Origin of the sequence: Hymenobacter arizonensis (assembly GCF_900115775.1) — a bacterium.
In the GTDB taxonomy this organism is placed as follows: Bacteria; Bacteroidota; Bacteroidia; order Cytophagales; family Hymenobacteraceae; genus Hymenobacter; species Hymenobacter arizonensis.
The window spans coordinates 1-18227 of record NZ_FOXS01000003.1; the positions used below are offsets into that span (position 1 = coordinate 1).

General features: G+C 48.4%; 16 protein-coding genes. All 16 read left to right on the top strand.

Features of this window, described 5'->3' with window-relative positions; all coding sequences use genetic code 11:
* Window positions 1-1256: lipopolysaccharide biosynthesis protein RfbH (rfbH, locus tag BMZ66_RS11700; RefSeq protein WP_143080168.1), on the top strand; the 1256-nt coding region annotated here is incomplete at its 5' end.
* A 178-nt stretch (window positions 1257-1434) separates the two neighbouring features.
* Entirely contained in the window at window positions 1435-2400 is a 966-nt protein-coding gene (locus BMZ66_RS11705; RefSeq protein WP_177204700.1) for a glycosyltransferase family 2 protein, read from the top strand.
* 146 nt (window positions 2401-2546) lie between these two features.
* Entirely contained in the window at window positions 2547-3389 is an 843-nt protein-coding gene (locus BMZ66_RS11710) for a DUF5672 family protein (RefSeq protein ID WP_143080169.1), read from the top strand.
* A gap of 197 nt (window positions 3390-3586) precedes the next feature.
* Complete coding sequence (locus BMZ66_RS11715; RefSeq protein WP_092673113.1) at window positions 3587-4393, top strand: glycosyltransferase family 2 protein; 807 nt, start codon at window positions 3587-3589, stop codon at window positions 4391-4393.
* Between the two features lie 20 nt (window positions 4394-4413).
* Window positions 4414-5364 carry a glycosyltransferase family 2 protein gene (locus tag BMZ66_RS11720; protein WP_092673117.1) on the top strand — a complete coding sequence of 317 codons (951 nt, stop codon included), beginning with the start codon at window positions 4414-4416 and terminating at the stop codon, window positions 5362-5364.
* A 112-nt stretch (window positions 5365-5476) separates the two neighbouring features.
* A complete protein-coding gene (locus BMZ66_RS11725; RefSeq protein ID WP_092673120.1) occupies window positions 5477-6406 on the top strand; it encodes a glycosyltransferase family 2 protein in 930 nt (309 codons plus the stop codon).
* Window positions 6407-6489: 83 nt separating this feature from the next.
* Window positions 6490-7578 carry a glycosyltransferase family 10 domain-containing protein gene (locus tag BMZ66_RS11730; protein WP_177204701.1) on the top strand — a complete coding sequence of 363 codons (1089 nt, stop codon included), beginning with the start codon at window positions 6490-6492 and terminating at the stop codon, window positions 7576-7578.
* A gap of 99 nt (window positions 7579-7677) precedes the next feature.
* Complete coding sequence (gene gmd / locus BMZ66_RS11735; protein WP_092673126.1) at window positions 7678-8790, top strand: GDP-mannose 4,6-dehydratase; 1113 nt, start codon at window positions 7678-7680, stop codon at window positions 8788-8790.
* Between the two features lie 84 nt (window positions 8791-8874).
* Window positions 8875-10185 (top strand): lipopolysaccharide biosynthesis protein, encoded by a 1311-nt coding sequence (locus BMZ66_RS11740; RefSeq protein ID WP_092673129.1) that lies wholly within the window; start codon window positions 8875-8877, stop codon window positions 10183-10185.
* Window positions 10186-10511: 326 nt separating this feature from the next.
* Entirely contained in the window at window positions 10512-11408 is an 897-nt protein-coding gene (locus BMZ66_RS11745) for a glycosyltransferase family 2 protein (RefSeq protein WP_177204702.1), read from the top strand.
* 69 nt (window positions 11409-11477) lie between these two features.
* The gene (locus BMZ66_RS11750) at window positions 11478-12692 is read left to right on the top strand and encodes a glycosyltransferase (RefSeq protein WP_092673136.1); all 1215 of its coding nucleotides are present in this window, start codon (window positions 11478-11480) and stop codon (window positions 12690-12692) included.
* A gap of 314 nt (window positions 12693-13006) precedes the next feature.
* Window positions 13007-14128 carry an NAD-dependent epimerase/dehydratase family protein gene (locus BMZ66_RS11755; RefSeq protein WP_092673139.1) on the top strand — a complete coding sequence of 374 codons (1122 nt, stop codon included), beginning with the start codon at window positions 13007-13009 and terminating at the stop codon, window positions 14126-14128.
* A gap of 2 nt (window positions 14129-14130) precedes the next feature.
* The gene (locus BMZ66_RS11760) at window positions 14131-15381 is read left to right on the top strand and encodes a glycosyltransferase (protein ID WP_092673142.1); all 1251 of its coding nucleotides are present in this window, start codon (window positions 14131-14133) and stop codon (window positions 15379-15381) included.
* Window positions 15382-15972: 591 nt separating this feature from the next.
* A complete protein-coding gene (locus BMZ66_RS11765) occupies window positions 15973-16239 on the top strand; it encodes a hypothetical protein (RefSeq protein ID WP_092673145.1) in 267 nt (88 codons plus the stop codon).
* 171 nt (window positions 16240-16410) lie between these two features.
* Window positions 16411-17430 (top strand): polysaccharide deacetylase family protein, encoded by a 1020-nt coding sequence (locus tag BMZ66_RS11770; RefSeq protein ID WP_092673148.1) that lies wholly within the window; start codon window positions 16411-16413, stop codon window positions 17428-17430.
* Window positions 17431-17446: 16 nt separating this feature from the next.
* The gene (locus BMZ66_RS11775; protein WP_092673151.1) at window positions 17447-18214 is read left to right on the top strand and encodes a formyl transferase; all 768 of its coding nucleotides are present in this window, start codon (window positions 17447-17449) and stop codon (window positions 18212-18214) included.
* Window positions 18215-18227 lie beyond the last annotated feature (13 nt).

The window sequence follows — 18227 nt, forward strand, 5'->3', positions numbered from 1 at the left end:
CAAACGTGACCAAGGTCATCGTGCCGGGGGTGGACTACATCCCGGTGACGGGCAAGGTGCTGGACGCGGAGGACCTGCTCTACGGGGTGGACGCGACGCTCGACGGCTGGCTGACGACGGGCCGCTTCGGCCCCAAGTTCGAGCAGAAGCTGGCCAAGTGGATGGGGTGCAAGTCGGCGCTGGTGGTCAATTCGGGCTCTTCGGCCAACCTGGTGGCCTTCTACACCCTGACCTCGCCCAAGCTGGGCGAGCGCGCCCTCAAGCCCGGCGACGAGGTCATCACGGTGGCGGCGGGCTTTCCGACCACCGTCAACCCGCTGATTCAGTTCGGCTGCGTGCCGGTGTTCGTCGACGTCGACATTCCCGGCTACAACATCAAGGCGGAGCTGCTCGAGCAGGCCGTCACGCCCAAGACCAAGGCCATCATGATGGCCCACACCCTGGGCAACCCGTTTAACCTGGCCGAGGTGATGCGCGTGGCCCAGAAGCACAACCTGTGGGTGATTGAGGACGACTGTGACTCGCTCGGGGCCACCTACAACGGGCAGAAGACGGGCACCTTCGGCGACCTGGCCACGCTCTCCTTCTACCCGGCCCACCACATCACCATGGGCGAGGGCGGGGCCGTGCTCATCAACAACATCCGGCTGAAAAAGATAGCCGAGAGCTTCCGCGACTGGGGGCGCGACTGCTACTGCGAGCCGGGCAAGGACAACACGTGCAACAAGCGCTTCTGCCAGCAGCTGGGCGAGCTGCCCCACGGCTACGACCACAAGTACACCTACTCGCACATCGGCTTCAACCTGAAGGTGACCGACATGCAGGCGGCCATCGGCCTGAGCCAGCTCACCAAAGCGGACTTTTTTGTGCAGCGCCGCCGCGAAAACCACGCCTTGTTGCTCAGCAAAATGAAGCAGTTTGAAGAGCACTTCGTCCTGCCCGAAGCGACGCCCAATTCCGAGCCCAGCTGGTTCGGCTTCCTGCTCACGCTGCGCGACGACAGCCCCATCAGCCGCCAGGCCCTGGTGCAGCACCTGGAGGACCACAAGATTGGCACCCGCCTGCTCTTCGCCGGCAACCTGCTGCGCCAGCCCGCCTACCGCCACATCGCGCACCGCGTGGTAGGCGACCTCTCGAACACCGACACGGTCATGAACCGCTCGTTCTGGCTGGGCGTGTGGCCCGGGCTCCACGAGGAGCACTACGACTACATGGTCGAAGTTATTCGCCAGTATTTGCGACAAGTGCAGTCCTAATAGATGAGCAGTTTAGCTAATTTCAATTAAGCTGAATTCTGAAGTATATTTTAAGTAGCTGCACCTTCATTGATGATAAATTTTTAGGTGCTCTTAAGATACTATTTGATTCAGTTGAATCAAAAATAATGTAACTTATTATCAAGTTATTAACGTATATTTTAAATAACATAGGATCTTGCTAACGATTGCCATACCCACTTACAACAGAAGTAAAAGTGTTAAAAAGCTTTTAGAAAAGTTGTTGCCTCAACTTATTCCGGAAGTTAAGGTGGTCGTGTTCGATAACTGCTCTAGTGTGCCAGTAAGTGACATAATGAATGATTTTAGCCACCCTGGAGTGAGTTTTGTGAGAAACAAAACTAACGTTGGCATGGCTGGCAACTTTATCAAATGCTTTGAAGCATGTGATACTAAATGGTTGTGGGTATTAGGAGACGATGATTATCCTTATGCTAACGCAGTAGAACTTGTTTTTGATAACATCAAGCAATGGTCGGATGCTTCTTTTATAAATTTCAAAAGTTTGATGGCAAGTGAAAGAAAAGCGACTTATGCTGTTGTAGGCGCAAAAGGAGTCATAGAAGGACTTGATGATTTCGGGAACCTTCTATGCATCTCTTTGGGCGTTTACAATATGCATAAATTGTACACGGGAATGCGCTTTGCTTATCAATATGCTTACACTATAGCGCCGCAAGTGGCATTTTTATTAACAGGTTTACGGGATGGCGAAGTTGTGTTCTCTATAGATGAACTTATTGATTTTGCTGCGAATGATACAGATGCAAAGGGATTTTGGTCATGGGTTTCCCTTAGTAGTGTGATAGGTTCTTTAGCTGAGTTACCATTAAATTTAGATGGCAATACTTTGAAAACGTTCCATACTCATCTATTGACACATATAAAAAAGCCTAATGAGCTCTATGAAATTATGGTGAGAGATGCTAAATATAATTCTGATGAAAAATTGAGAATTTTTAAACTGGTCTATGATAGATCTACTTTTGGTAAATTATTTAATAACAGGATGCCAAGTTTTATCTTTTATTATTCAAAGCTTTGGTTAAACAAAGCAAGTAGTAAGGAAAATGATGCGATTTTAGATTTAACTATTCAGTATGAACGTATTGAAAGGGTATAAACATACTTAATAGAATTCCATATGGCGGCCAGTTCCGCCGTACATGGATAAAAGTTTAGCTTGTAACTACGCTATGCTTGGCACGTAATTACAGTCACCTTTTAATCAGCCTATACAGCAAGAAGATTAAAACAAGCACCCTTGTAATGAAGCATAATCTTGCTATTATTATTCCAACATATAAGCAATACTTTGAGTTATCACCTTCTGAGAAGTTGTCGTTGCGTCGCACCTTCGAAGTTTTGGGTTCATATGATATTGTGTTTGTCACGCACAATGGCATAGATGCTGAGGCATATTATCAGTGTGGAAAATCAAAAAGTAGTATTCAAGTTTTGAATTTTTCGGACGAATATTTTACAGGTCTTGAAGGCTACAATAAGCTTCTGCTTGGCCTAGAGTTTTATAAAAATTTTGTACAGTATGATTACATATTGATTTGTCAACTTGATGTATTCGTTTTTGCAGACAAGTTAGACTATTTCATTGATAAGAAATACGACTACATTGGTGCTCCATGGTTTGAGGGTTTTGGCACTGCCACCCCAGAAAGCCCGATTAAAGGAGTTGGCAATGGAGGATTTTCATTAAGAAAGGTGAAGTCGTTTTTGAGAGTTCGGTATGCAATGGAAATCTTTAGTGGTCACCATATTTCCTATAATGTGCTTAAAGAGGCTGCCCGGCACTCAATAGAACTATTGCGGATAGTGAAGCATGAGTATCATCGCCGCACGCAAACTTATGATGAAGCACTGCCTTGGGACACGCCCCTATATGAAGACTGTTATTGGGCCACCATTGTGCCGACCTTTTTTCCGTGGTTCAAAATAGGTTCTGTTGACGATGCAACTCGTTTTGCATTTGAGGTCAACCCTAGAGTACTATATGCTCTAAATGAAGATGTATTGCCAATGGCCACACATGCGTGGGAGAAATACGACCCTGACTTTTGGCGGCCTTTTATCGAACCAATAAATGAAGGTAAATAAGACTGTAACTTCTTATACCTAAGAATAAAGAGAACAGTATGCATTTAGCACGGTCATCCAATTCATAAATTATTAAGAAGAGTTGATTGGCAAACTAATTTGCACAAATCCATCTTTTTATATTACTTGCATAAGTAGGCTCCGTATGTATGATTTTGGTAGCTTTCATTTGTTTAACGAGCTAACATTTTTGCAGAGTGAATATTTCTATAATAACTGTCAACCTAAACAATCTTGAGGGCTTAAAGAGAACGCTAGATAGCGTAATTAAGCAATCGTTTAGTACCGAGTATATCGTTGTCGATGGCGGCTCAACGGATGGCAGTGTTAAGTTGCTGGAGGAGAGTAGTGACAGAATTAGTTATTGGGTGAGCGAAAAGGATAGTGGCATTTATAACGCTATGAATAAAGGGATTAGGCATGCTAAGGGAAAGTATTGCATGTTTTTGAATAGTGGCGATGAGTTATACGATGAGGATACGATAAACCTTTGCATGGATGCGATTACGCGTTATCCAACAGCCGATATCATTTATGGAGATATTTATATGTTTAACTCTTCGATTGAAACGCAGAATAAAGCTGTAAAAAAAATGCCTTCTGAACTAAGTATTTTATTCTTTAAAAATAATACTTTAAATCACCAAGCGTCTTTAATAAAAACTAGCCTGTTTGGTGAGTTAGGCTTTTATCCTGAGCAGTATCGTTTAGCGTCGGATTATTGGTTATACTTAACGAGCTTAATCAGGAGCAAATCTTTTGTCTACTTAGATACACCTTTAGTTAAGTATGACCTAGGTGGAGTAAGCGCTACATCTTTTAGTAACTATCAAGATGAGATGAAGCAAATTTGGGAAAGCACAGTGCCCGACATTGTGCTGGATATCAGTAAACAGAATGACATGTTAATAGCTGAAAATAAAAAGCTTACCTCGGTAACGCAGTACGGGTTAGTTCGTTTGGCTATCAAGCTGAATGAATATTACCAGAGACTAAAATTTTGAATCGGCCTGAATCTGTTTACATGAGCGCTCTGGTTTCTATCATAATGCCCGCTTACAATGCTGCAAATTTTATTGCAGAGTCCATTGTAAGTGTACTAGCACAAACTTATTCTAATTGGGAGTTAATTGTGGTCGATGATGGGTCCACTGACAATACCTGCGATATTGTAAAAGGTTATAGCATACAAGACCCACGCATCAAGTATCTATATCAAGAGAATAGTCGCCAGGGCCGGGCTCGTAATAATGGCATCGCTAGTTCCACGGGCGAGTATATTGCCTTTCTGGACTCTGATGATGTATGGCTTCCTGGTAAACTGCTGTTGCAGGTTCAAGAAATAGAAAAGTGGCAAGTAGACTTGGTTTTCGCGGACTCATACATCTTCAGCGATGCTTTTGACCCCACTGCTATTCAAGATTACTTTCTGCCTCGGTTGAGAACCGTGCCTAGGACATTTCATGGTGAAGAGGGATTAGCACTATTTTTAAATACCAACCGCATTCCTATCCTAACTGTCTTGACCAAACGCAGTGCGGTACTATCAGTAGGAGGGTTTAGCGAAAACCAACTAGTCCAGAATGCAGAAGATTATCATTTATGGTTAAAAATGTTGTTAAGCGGGTTTACATTAGTCGGATTGGATTGTGTGGTGGCGGCATATCGGCAGCACAGCTCATCAGTATCCGAATCAGATGGCCAAAACCTTAAGCAAGCAGTAGAGGCAAAGGTTGACCTTATGGAGTTATATCCAGCACAAAAATCCATTATAGCATCGTCTATTCGGCGCACCATGCTATTGAGTTTAGAGCAGGTAGGTAAATATAAAGATGCCGACTACTATGATACCGTTGACCGATACTTATATCTTAGCCGGCAGAACGTGTGGCGTCTTCTTTTTGCAGGATTGAAGCAATTAGGAGCCCGTCGGTTATCCCTAAAGAGCGTGTACTTCATTTTTAATTACCTTTGAGGCTAATCAGAACGAGATAGGCTGTAAGCCTTTACAAAGGTGTGCATGATAAGTAGCATGGTAGCTTTCTATCAAATCACACACCTTAACGCTTGGCACTTAATAATTTGAAGTGGTAACTATAATTATTCCTTGTTATAACTATGGCTGGCTTCTGCCCCAAACCTTGGATTCGATGTTGGCGCAGACGTATAAAGATTGGGAATGCATAATCATCGATGATGGATCGACGGATAATTCTCGTTCAATCGGGGAGGCTTACGCTCAGCGCGATTCTCGATTTCGGTACCACTACCAGACTAACTGCGGCATGTCAGCTGCCCGCAACAAAGGCCTCACAATTGCAAACGGGTTGTATGTCCAGTTTTTAGATGCTGATGACTTATTGACCCCACGCAAACTGGAAATACAAGTGTCTTTTCTGGAGTCTCGCCCAGAAGTTGATTTGGTTTATAGCGATGTCCGCTATTTCCTTCATGAGCAGCCCGCACGGTTGAGCCAGTCAATGGATATGAAAGACCAGCGTTGGATGAGCTTTGCGGAAGGACAAGGGGAGTGTCTGATAAATGCTGTGGTCGAGAAGAACTTAATGGTAGTGAATGCACCGCTAACCCGAGCAGGTTTACTGCATAAAGCAGGCTTTTTTGCTGAAGATTTAAGGTCGGCAGAGGATTGGGAGTACTGGGTTCGTTGTGCCCTTTTTGGAGGACATTTTTGCTACGATAGAAACCCTGAATCACTTGCGTTAGTGCGTGTACATCCCACTAGTACAAGTCAAAACGTGAAACGTTTCCACGACTATGTGCTTATAGTTAGGGAGAGAATTGGTCTTGAACTGCACAGGCGCGGTTTGTGGAAAGCAACTCAAATTAATGAGTTAGCCAAGATTGAAAGTTTTGCAACATTGGGAGCACATTACTTGGAGAAAGGAAATATATTAGATGGAGTTAAAATATTCCTTGTCTTAGCTCGTACAACAGGCAACTACCGCTATTATCTTGGTAGCATTGGCTATTGGCTAAAAATTAGAATAAATAGTTGATTTATATAATTATATTTTGATTAAATAATGTTTAATCGACAGTTTGACTTTTAAAAAAGAATGTGAATTTTGAACAAATGCGAATGAAAGCTACATTAGTTGTTTTAAATGAATCAGATTTTTTACAAAATCGTATCTTTTCGGATTTACCTATTAAAGGCGTAAAGAATTACGGGTATATGTTTGCTGAGCTTCGCCGACAACTCGCTGAACATGGCGTCGAACTGGCTACCCAAGATATTCATCCACCTGAAGAATCAAGCTTAGTCATAGGGCTCGATGTGGTTGATTTTTTTCAAACGTATCGGCGAAGCCCCAGTCAGCGGCTTTATTTGTTGCTCAACGAACCTGAGACATATTACCCTGAGGTATGGAAAAAGGAAAATCATGCTGTCTTTGACCGGGTCTTCACCTACGATTATTCACTAGCTGATGGAAACAAATACATTCATCACTATTTTGCTATTGACCTTGATGGATACCCTCCGTTTCAGCACGTAACGGAAGAGGAATTTAATCAACGCAAGTTACTAGTCTTGATGGCTGGTATGTTTCAGTTTACGCGTCCTAAGTCACGCTCCGGTTCTTTATTGTACACTCGCTATCGCTCCTTACGTTGGTTTGGGAAGAATATGCCGCAACAATTTGCTTTTTATAGCAGAGGTGTTGCTTCTGATTCCTACGGTACTTTCAGAGGACTAGGTGTGTTGCAACGATTATTGCCGTCTGTAGTCACTGAGCGCTTAGTAGATGTGGTAGGGGCTCGTCGTCGTCGGATAGTGGAGTCGTTAAATCTGGGTCCAGTGCCACCGCTCGATAAACTGAAAGTTATACGGTCATTCCGTTTTGTGATTTGCTATGAGAATACAAGGGCAATGGGCTATATATCTGAAAAAATATTTGACTGTATTTTCGCGGGTTGCGTGCCAGTATACCTTGGCGAGCCTGATATACAGAGCTTTGTGCCAGCCGAATGCTTCATTGACCGTCGAAAATTTGCCACAGATGCTAGTCTAGCCGATTTTTTGACCCAGATGCCTTATTCTGAATATGCTAAGTACATACATGCCATGCACTCATTCACAGTTGGTTTAGAGCGGCAAAAGTTTGGCTCTTCAGCCAATGCTAACCGAATCGTAAAAGTCATTCTTGCCGATATGAGCATTGTTTGAGAAGAGTATTGAAAACCATTGGTAGGTTTGCCTTACTTTTGTGAATTGTAAGCTTAAATTAGAGGCTGATAACGAGGTCTTTTTGAAACATAATTATCTATGAAAGTTGCTCTTGTAACTGGGATTACTGGTCAGGATGGTGCATATCTGGCTGAATTGCTGTTAAGCAAAGGGTATGAGGTGCACGGCCTCAAACGCCGCTCGTCGCTGTTTAATACCGACCGTATTGACCATCTCTACCAAGACCCGCACGAAACCAACGTGCGCTTCAAACTGCATTACGGTGACCTAAATGATTCAACCAACCTAATTCGTATCATTCAGGAGGTACAGCCCGATGAGATTTATAACCTCGGCGCTATGTCCCATGTAAAGGTGTCGTTTGACACGCCTGAGTACACGGCCAATGCTGATGGTATTGGAACACTGCGCTTGCTGGAAGCTATTCGCATTCTGGGATTGGAAAAGAAAACGCGTATCTACCAAGCCAGCACTTCCGAACTCTATGGGCTAGTTCAGCAGGTGCCCCAGAGCGAAACAACCCCGTTTTATCCTCGCTCACCGTACGCTGTTGCTAAAATGTATGCCTACTGGATTACGGTGAACTACCGCGAGGCCTATGGCATGTTTGCTTGCAATGGTATTCTGTTTAATCACGAAAGCCCGTTGCGTGGTGAAACCTTCGTGACTCGAAAAATCACTCGAGGCGTGGCGCGCATTGCACTGGGGCTGCAGAACAAAGTGTTCCTAGGTAATATAGATGCCAAGCGTGACTGGGGCCATGCTCAAGACTATGTAGAGGCTATGTGGCGCATTTTGCAGCAAGATGAGCCAGAAGACTTCGTGATTGCCACTGGTGTGACAACCACCGTGCGTGACTTTGTGAAAATGGCTTTTGCCGAAGTGGGCATAGAGGTTGATTTTACGGGCGAAGGTGTTAATGAAAAAGGCCATGTGGTAAGCTGCGCTAACCCCGACGCCAAGGTACAGCCCGGTGACGTGGTTCTTGAAATAGACCCTCGTTACTTTCGGCCAACCGAAGTAGAACTGCTTATTGGTGACCCAACCAAGGCCAAAACCAAACTAGGCTGGGTTCCTAAGCATGACCTTGCCTCTTTAGTTAAGGATATGATGACCGCCGACGTAGAGCTTTTCCGGCGAGATGCGTATTTGCTTAAAGGCGGGCATAAAGTTTACAACTATCACGAATAGGTGCTAAAAAGTATTCAAGGCATAGTACGCCGTATTGCGCAAGCATTACGGCAACGGGGCTCATTTACCCAAAACTTTGCCTTGATGCTTTCCGCCACAACAGTTACTACGGTTGTTGGCCTGATGCTATCGCCCGTTATGTCGCGACTGTACGCGCCGGCTGCATATGGCTTGTTCGCCGTCTTCAATGGGTTAGTGTCGAATTTGACTATGATTTCGACACTGGCTTATCCATCTGCCTTTTTGCTTCCACGGAAAGAAGAGAAGTTCCGTGCCCTAGTGCAATTAAGTGTATTGTTGGCTACTGCCAATTTTGGAATTGTATCATTAGCCTTCATGCTGTTGCAAGACAGTCTGTTGCGCTGGCTTCAAGTGGAGGCGCTTGGCAACTGGATATATGCAGTTCCAGCTACCGCTTTTGTGTACAACTTGATGCTGATAATGAATGCATGTTATGTCCGGACTAAGGAGTTTCGCAAGCAGGCAGGCATAAACGTGATTACTTCCTTGGCTGGGCGGAGTCTCACCCTGGCGGCTGGCTTTCTGCTACATGGGAGCGCTACAGGGCTGCTGTTGGGGGAAGTATTTACCAAAGTTATGGGGACGGGTGTAGTTTATTTCAGTGGAATAAACCGACAAATACGCACGTTGACGAGCTCATTTTCATGGACCAGAATTTGGGCCGTGGGATACGAGTACCGAGAATACCCACTTTATGTAGCGACAGGGGGTTATCTCAACACCTTGGCTCTACAACTCCCCGTATTAGTAATGACTGGCGCCTTTGGCCCGACAAATGTGGGATTTTATGCCTTCTCCACCAGCTTGCTTGAATTACCCCTGGGCTTGGTGGGAGCAGCTATTTCGCCGGTGTTCTTACAAAAAGTTACAGAGACCTATGAGCACGAGCCTAATCGCCTTCCTAAATTGTGCATAAGCCTGTATAATAAATTATTTTATGTCGGGCTGGTTCCCTTTGGTATTATAACAGTATACGGAGATTGGATTTTCGGCTTTGTCTTTGGCTCACGATGGGAAGCTGCTGGCATTTTTACTACTTATCTAGGGTGTTATTATCTCTTTAGACTAGCTTCTTATGCGACTAGCCCAATTTATGCTGTTTTGCGAAAGCAGCGTTTGGCCCTATGGGGTGTTGTATTGCTGGTAGTCGTTAGGGCATTTAGTCTAGGGATAGGTGTCTATGCTGATGACATTAATTTAGGTATGATTCTTTTCGGCTTGGGCAGCTTAGCTGTTACTTTTTGTATTGACATGAATATCTTATATATGCTAAATATTTCTTGGTGGCTGGTGGCTGTACGCAGTGCAACCTTGGTATTGTTAACACTTATAGTATTATATACTACACGGGTGGTAATACAGTACTTAGCTTGACGTGTCTTGGTAGATTGAAATTGCGTGCTGAATCAGCTGGTTGCCTTAGAATAGGCTTTTCTGAGGCAGTAAAAGTTGTTTACCAGCACTCTGAGTAACTAAGCGGAACAACCGCCTAGCTTTACATGGATATTGTATTTGAAAATTAAATGTGGTTGAAGACAGGCAACGCCACGGCTCGCCGCCGTAGTTCCACTAATTTGAGTACTCATTATTCGGCTGGCTCTTTGAAGGCACAGGGGTAACGAATTTTCGTCGGGATTCTTGACACCGCGGATTATGATAGGGCCCAAAATTATTATGCGTTTTCAATTGAGCTTTGCACTGTGATATTTTTTAGCGTAATCATTCCTACTTACAACCGCGCTCATCTCATTGGTATGACGCTGCAATCAGTACTTACGCAGTCGTTTACTGAGTTTGAAATTCTGGTAGTAGACGATGGCAGCCAGGACAACACCGCTGCCGTGGTGAAGTCACATGCCGACCATCGCTTACGATACCTCCCCAAAGCCAACGGCGAGCGAGGCGCGGCTCGTAATTACGGCTTTGCCCGTGCGCAAGGGGAATACGTACTGTTTTTAGATTCCGATGACCGGTTTCATCACCAGCACCTCGCCACGCTGCACCGCAAAATCCAAGAACTGAACCAACCTAACTTTATTGCCTCCAAATACGATTTTGACCGCGACGGAGAAATATCTCCCAGCGATTCTGCCGGCCTGTCCGAAGGGTGGTATGGATTGGATACCTTCGTGCGAGGCAATGCTTTGGCCTGCAACATCTGTGTGCTGCGCCACAACCCATCGCTACACCTTTTCGAGGAGGACCGCCGCTACGCCGCTGTGGAAGACTGGATGTTTATGCTTGAAAACACCCAGCATGACCGAGTGTACCTCGTCGACGCTGTCACCCTCACCATGAATGACCACGACCAGCGTTCCATGCGCTCCGATAATATGGCTCTGGTGCAGCGCCTGCAATTGGCCCTGGAGTGGATGTTGCAGCGCGTGGTGCTCACGCCTGTCCAACGTGGCGTGCTTGTTGGCCGGGTGTACTACCTCTGCGCCATTCACGCATATACCGATGACAATCGAAGGGTGGCATTGCGCTTTGCCCGCCAAGCGGCTCCCTATTTGACTCCCACTCAGGCGGCCGTGCTGCTACTGCGCTGCGCTGTGGGCCAGCGGGCAGTCGGCTGGCTAAAAAAAGCACGTACCTGATACCAGGCTGCTCTCACGGGGCACGTTACGCACAATGAATCGTGCTTTTACTGCGTTTCTATTCTACCTATGCGCATTTTGTTTTTGAGTTATTGGGGTCTGAACGATGGCCTGACCACATCAACGGTATTTCCACACCTGCGCTTGCTGCAGGAGCGAACCGATGTGACGGCCATTCTTCTGGTCACCATTGAGCGCGGTGCCGATGCCCAGGCCGAGTTATTGTTTGAGCCGGGATTTGAGGTGTCAAAAATCACGTTTGAGCCCTTGCGCTCGCGACCCAGCCGCAACGTATTAGTAAACAAAATAGAGGATTTTACCCGCTTTCCGCGGACGCTAATTCGGCAGGTCGAGGAGTTCAAACCTGACTTCCTCCTGGCGCGGGGTGCTCCTGCAGGAGCACTGGCTTATCTGGTGTGGCAGAAAACCAAGCTGCCCTTCTACGTAGAGTCGTTTGAGCCGCACGCTGACTACATGCTGGAGTCGGGGGTGTGGCGCAGCTACGACCCGCGCTACCTGTTTCAACGGCACTGGGAAACTAAGCAGAAGCAGCTTGCCTTGGGGCTGATGCCGGTGGCCGAAAACTATCGGCAGCAATTAATAGCTGAAGGAGTACCGGCTCAGCGCATTGCCACCGTGCCTTGCTCGGTCGATGCTGGGCAGTTTGCTTACAACGGGGCCGCCCGACAGCGGGTGCGTGAGAGCCTGGGCTGGGCCGGTACCGACGTGGTGGGCGTGTACGTGGGTAAGTTCGGTAGCATCTACTACGACGAAGAGGCGTTTCAGGTGTTTCGGACAGCGGCCGATTTTTTCGGCGCTGATTTTCGCCTGGTTATTCTTACGCCGGACCCTTTGGACGAAGTACAGGCCAAGCTGGCAGCGGCTGGAGTGTCAGCCGGGCAGACATTTGTAACCAAAGCCGCTCACCAGGAAGTGCCCGATTACTTGTCGGCTGCCGACTTCGCGTTTGCTACCATCAAGCCCGCGCCCTGTCGGCTATTCTGCTCAGCCATTAAAATAGGAGAGTACTGGGCCAGTGGCCTGCCCGTGCTGCTTCCTGAAGGTATAGGCGACGACAGCGACATTATTAAGAGGGAAGGCGGTGGGGCAATCTTCAACCTAGACCGGCCCAGTACGGTGTCTGAGGCCTTGGCCAACGTGGCCCAGCAAATGGCGCAACCCGGCTACCGCCAGCAGGTGCGCCACCTAGCCGAGCGGCATCGCTCGATTGAGCTGTCGCGCCAAGCTTACACGCATTTTTTTGGCGTACCAGCCTTACAGTAGCTTAGCTGGGCCGCTTATTGCGGCAAGACGAGCATTTTTATTGAAGTATATTTGCGCCACGACTCTTGGCCCTGTCCGGTTGGCTCAACTAACGCGAGTCCAGAGTTTGTTGATTGCTAACTATGGGATGTTGGCTCTTTGATGCAAAAACGCCTTACAGAGAAGCACAATTGTTTTGGCAACCCATTAGCCTTATAATTGCTAAGCAATACGGCTACAGGTATTGAAATATGCTTGTAGCTAATAGATTAGCGTAGTATAGGTGCTACTTCCTATTCAAGCAAAAAATTCTCTCTTTCGAGAAATACTAATTCATGAAGAAAGTTCTTATAACAGGTGGTGCGGGCTTTATCGGCACCCATCTCTCTCAAAATCTGATCGAGCACGGCTACGGCGTTATTGTACTTGATAATTTATCGCCGCAGATTCATGGTTCAGATTATACTTTTCCTGAGCAGGAGGGCATCCGCTTTATCAAAGGCGATGTGCGCAACAAGGCCGATTGGGAAGAAGCGCTGCAGGACGCTAATATAGTGGTGCACTATGCGGCTGAGACGGGCACTGGTCAATCCATGTATGAGGTGCACCGGTATGCCGAGCATAATATTTCGGGCACGGCCCTCCTGCTTGATGCGCTAGTGAATACCCAGCACAAAGTAGAAAAGGTAATAATTGCCTCCTCACGGGCTATCTATGGAGAGGGTAAGTATACCTGCGACGAGCACCAGGTGCAGTACCCATCCAGCCGCAAGGAGCAGGATTTATCGCTTGGCAACTTTGAGCCACGGTGCCCTGAGTGCGACGAGCCCTTGCGGGTATTGCCTACCGATGAAGACTCGAAGCTGCACCCTTCCTCGGTATATGGCATTACGAAGCTGAGCCAGGAGCAACTTGTGCTCAATGTGTGCCAGTCTATTGGTATACCCGCGCTTGCCTTCCGCTATCAAAACGTATATGGGCCCGGGCAGTCGCTCAAAAACCCTTACACCGGCATTCTCTCCATTTTTTCCACCCTCATTCGCAGTGGCGGCAAGCGCATCAACATCTTTGAAGATGGCCAGGAAACGCGCGATTTTGTATATGTAGGCGATGTAGTGAAGGCCACTATGCTGGGTATTGAATCCCAGACAGTGTCCCAGGATGTGTACAATGTGGGCTCCGGCGTAGCCACCACCGTGCAGGAAGTAGCGGAGCAACTGCGCACGCTGTACGGAGCAGATACGGAGATAGAAATCACGGGCAATTATCGCATTGGCGATATTCGGCATAACGTGGCCTCGCTGGAAAAAATTAGCGCAGGTCTCGGCTTCCGCCCGGAAGTATCTTTCACTGAGGGCATCCGGAAGTTCGCGGCTTGGGTGGAACAACAAGAGGTGCAAGGTGGCAGCTACGAGGAGTCCATTCGGCAAATGAAGCAGAAAGGCTTGATGAAGTAATAATGATGAAATACTTTTTTTTCACGCTCCGCGATTTTAAGAAAGAAGTAGGAGAAAACGTGCGGATGTACGGTATGCTCAACTCACTGGCAGCGCAGGGCCACGAAGTAGTATTTCTTTCAAATGCTGAAGACTATAAGTCCTTTCATCCTGCTATTCAGCATGTTCATATTGGCTACGATTTTAAAGAGAAGCGCCGGATGCAAGGCCTATTGGCACTGCTTCCCGCAAGTGTAGTATACCAGCAGTTCCGTCCACTCTTTAGCAAAATTGAAGCTGCTATCGAGCGCGCGGGCGTGGGTAGTATGCCGGTTTGCTTTTTTGATTACCTGGATAATACAATTGGCCACCTACTGAAAGCTACGGGTATCATCCAGTCGTACATTAACGATATACACGGCATTGTTCCCATTGAGCAATTATACCTGCAAAGCATTGCCACCAACAGCTATCAGCGTTTGGTGCATCGCTGGAAACTTTTTCTGGTAAACAACCTTGACCAGAAAGTATTTGAAGGGGCAGCGGGCCTTATCTATGGCAGCAGCTCAATGCAAAAGTACTATGAGCAGCGGCATCGGCTAGAGGGCAAGCAAAGCTTTGTCATACCTTACTTAGTCGGGGAGGATGCATTGAAACGACAGCCCGACGCGGTACTGCAGCGTGAGTTGAAGCAGCGCCTCGGCCTAACCGAGCAGGATTTCGTGGTGCTTTTTATTGGGACCTACAAGCAAACCGGCGGCATGGACGACCTTATAAAGGCGTTTGGCCTGCTTCACCGTGATAAACCCGCCAGCAAGCTGATAATGATTGGCGAAGGGCCCTACAAGGATTACTGCGTCAAGCTGGCGCAACAGCTCCCAGCCGCCAACGCAATTCACTTCATAAAGAATATACCTTACGCCGAGATGGCTACCTACCAAAGCCTTGCGCAGGTAATAGTGTGCCCCGACAAGGAAAACGCCTTTTCTCAACATGTAGTGCACGTTAAGTATTTCGATGCACTGATTTCTGGCAGGCTGGTAATAAATGGAGCATTTGACAGCGTTAAGGAAATAAACAAAAACGAGGAACTCTCACTCACTTTTAAGCCCTCAGACGTAACCTCCCTGCACGCCAAGCTGGTCTACTGCCACGAACACTATGAGGAATTATGCAGAAAATATGCGGGCGTAAAGGAATATGTTGCACAGCACCTAACGTACAATGCCTACGTGAAGAACCTGCGCTTCAACACTACTCCTTCCTCTAACTGAGAACGGGAAGATTTTTAGCAGCGGCTGGTGGTGTTCACATAGAATCCGCTGGAAGAGATGCACCCGACGCTGGCGGCCGTCGGGCTGGGAGAGGGGCGTAGCTTCGTTACGACGGCCCTACACCACCGAGGTACCAGCTTACCTGACGGCGGCCGATTTTGCTTTTACGACTGTCCGGCCCACGCCCTGTCAGCTGTTCTGCTCGGCCATCAAGATTGGCGAATATTGAGCCATCGGGTTGCCAGTGCTGGTGACGCCCAGCGTGGGCGACGACTTAGCCATGGAGAAAGAGTTCATTAGGCAGCATGTCCAGGCACAAGGTAAACTGTAGCAATGCCTACCGGGCCGACTATGCCCTGTAGTTCAATTCCTGCACCTTCATTAACCTAACCTGACAACGCTCGACACCGAGTACGTGCATAACCAAGTGCGCGACTAAACCGCGCCCGGCACGCCGGTGATTGGCTGGACGGGCACTCACACTATGTTCCGGCACTTATACCTGATGTGGCCGGTGCTGGAGCGCCTAGAGCGGAAAGACATGGGTTTGTTATCTAAGTCATCGCTAACGAGCCCCCAGCCTAGCCCGACTTGCGGAACCTGCGTTACTCCGCCTGGCGCAAGGAAACCGAGATTGCTGACCTACTCCAGTTTCATCTAGGGCTGATGCCACTAATGGACGACCTAGTGGACGACCCCTGGGCCAGGGGCAAGTGCGCCTTTCAGGCCTTGCAGTACGTGGCGTTAGGAATGCTAGTGCTGGCATCGCCAGTGGGCATGAACACGGAAATGGTGCAGCGTGGCGTCAACAACTTCGTGTACCCTACTGACGAGGACTGGTACGGGGTATTGTGCTAGCCGCTTACCAGCCAGGAAGAGCGGACCCGCCAGGAAGTTGCAGCCCGGCCAACCATCGTGGGCCGCTGCTCTGTGATAGCCAACACGCCCAACTTGCTGCGATTATTCAGCTAACTTTGGGGATTAGTATTACTCTATGGTTCTATAATATTCACGCTATAAAGTTTTTATATGAAAAATTTAACCTCTAAATCGTCACCAAAGCAGCCGGGTACCTTTGTCATTTCCCTGGATTTTGAAATCAATTGGGGGGTTCGGGACCAGCAGACCATTGCGCAATACGGAGCGAATCTGCTAGGAGTACGGCAGGCCATTCCTGCCATGCTGGCCCTTTTTGCGGAGTTCAGCCTACATGCCACCTGGGCTACGGTAGGTTTATTATTCTTTGGGTCTAAGGAGGAAATGCTCAAGGGCCTGCCTGCAGTGAGGCCCACCTATGCCGACCTTTACCTGTCGCCCTACGAGGTGCTTGACGAAGTGGGGGAGGATGAGGCACAGGACCCATACCATTTTGGGCGGTCACTTCTGGAAAATATTCGCGCTACGGCTGGGCAGGAAATCGCCTCGCACACATTTTGCCACTACTATTGCCTGGAGCGGGGCCAGACGCTGAACCAGTTCCGGCACGACATGCGGGCAGCGGCTCAGGTAGCCGCCGCGGTGGGTGTAACGCTACAAAGCTTGGTTTTTCCGCGCAACCAGTACAACCCAGAGTACCTAGTGGTGTGCCGGGAACTGGGCATCACTAGCTACCGCGGCAACGAGCAGTCGTGGATTTATAAGGAGCGCAGCGAAGAGCAACAAAGCCTGTACAAGCGCGGTGCACGGCTGCTCGATGCCTATGTCAATCTATCGGGCCACCACTGCCATTCGCTGGCCGAAGTGGCAAGGTCGTTGCCATTCAACATTCCCGCCAGCCGGTTTCTGCGGCCTTGGTCAGGGCGCCTGCGCAGCCTTGAGAGCCTGCGCCTGCGCCGTATTCTGGCCGGCATGGAGCACGCAGCCCGCCACGGATTGCTGTTTCACTTGTGGTGGCATCCCCATAATTTTGGGGCAAATCTGTCTCAGAACATGGCCGTGCTGCGCCGTATTGCCGAACACTATCGCCAGCTGCAGCAGCGCTACAACATGCAAAGCCTGACCATGAGCGAAGTTGCCGAGAGCTTGCTGACTTCGGTGCCCCCTGCATAACCCTTCTTTTTACCGCATGTCTTCCCCCCGCATCGTTATCTTAGCTGGCCCCGGGCCTTCCACAGATATTTTGTTTCACGCCCTCGACCGTGCATTCGGCGTCCACAGCATCATCGTCGAAGAGCCCGTTAGCCAACAGCAGCTGCTCAAGCGCCGGGTCGAGAAGCTGGGCTGGGCCACAGTAGCCGGACAAATTATGTTTAAGCTGTTGGTGGCAAAGCCACTGGAAGCTGCTTCGCAGGCCCGGCAGCAAGCTATTAGAGCGGCGCACGGCTTAGTGGCCGACCCACTGCCTGAGTCTCACCTCACGCGGGTAGCCTCAGTCAATTCGCCCGAGTGCATTGCAGAGCTGCAACGCATGCAGCCCGATGTAGTAGTGGTGAATGGGACGCGCATTATCGCTAAAAAAGTGCTTCAGGCAGTTTCGTGCCCTTTCCTGAACACCCACGCCGGAATTACCCCCTTGTACCGAGGAGTGCACGGGGGCTACTGGGCTTTAGCAAATAACGATGAGGCCCACTGTGGGGTCAGTATTCACTTGGTTGACGCTGGAATTGACACCGGGGGCATTGTGCATCAAGCGCTCATTTATCCCACTAAGGAGGATAACTTCACCACCTACCCTCTGTTGCAGCTTGCTGCTGGTCTACCCCTGCTCATCCAGGCAGTGCGCGAAGCCCTGGATGGCACATTGCAACTGCAACCAGCCCCAGTCGGCACCTCGCGGCTCTGGTCTCATCCTACCTTGGCGGAGTATCTGCGTAATCGACACCGGGCCCGGTAATCTGAAAATACTA

Excerpts from the sequence above, each read along its gene's own strand:
- BMZ66_RS11710 (WP_143080169.1), top strand. The coding sequence starts at position 2,547 with ATGAAGCATAATCTTGCTATTATTATTCCAACATATAAGCAATACTTT.
- BMZ66_RS11720 (WP_092673117.1), top strand. The coding sequence starts at position 4,414 with ATGAGCGCTCTGGTTTCTATCATAATGCCCGCTTACAATGCTGCAAAT.
- BMZ66_RS11730 (WP_177204701.1), top strand. The coding sequence starts at position 6,490 with ATGAAAGCTACATTAGTTGTTTTAAATGAATCAGATTTTTTACAAAAT.
- gmd (WP_092673126.1), top strand. The coding sequence starts at position 7,678 with ATGAAAGTTGCTCTTGTAACTGGGATTACTGGTCAGGATGGTGCATAT.
- BMZ66_RS11740 (WP_092673129.1), top strand. The coding sequence starts at position 8,875 with ATGCTTTCCGCCACAACAGTTACTACGGTTGTTGGCCTGATGCTATCG.
- BMZ66_RS11750 (WP_092673136.1), top strand. The coding sequence starts at position 11,478 with ATGCGCATTTTGTTTTTGAGTTATTGGGGTCTGAACGATGGCCTGACC.
- BMZ66_RS11755 (WP_092673139.1), top strand. The coding sequence starts at position 13,007 with ATGAAGAAAGTTCTTATAACAGGTGGTGCGGGCTTTATCGGCACCCAT.
- BMZ66_RS11760 (WP_092673142.1), top strand. The coding sequence starts at position 14,131 with ATGATGAAATACTTTTTTTTCACGCTCCGCGATTTTAAGAAAGAAGTA.
- BMZ66_RS11770 (WP_092673148.1), top strand. The coding sequence starts at position 16,411 with ATGAAAAATTTAACCTCTAAATCGTCACCAAAGCAGCCGGGTACCTTT.
- BMZ66_RS11775 (WP_092673151.1), top strand. The coding sequence starts at position 17,447 with ATGTCTTCCCCCCGCATCGTTATCTTAGCTGGCCCCGGGCCTTCCACA.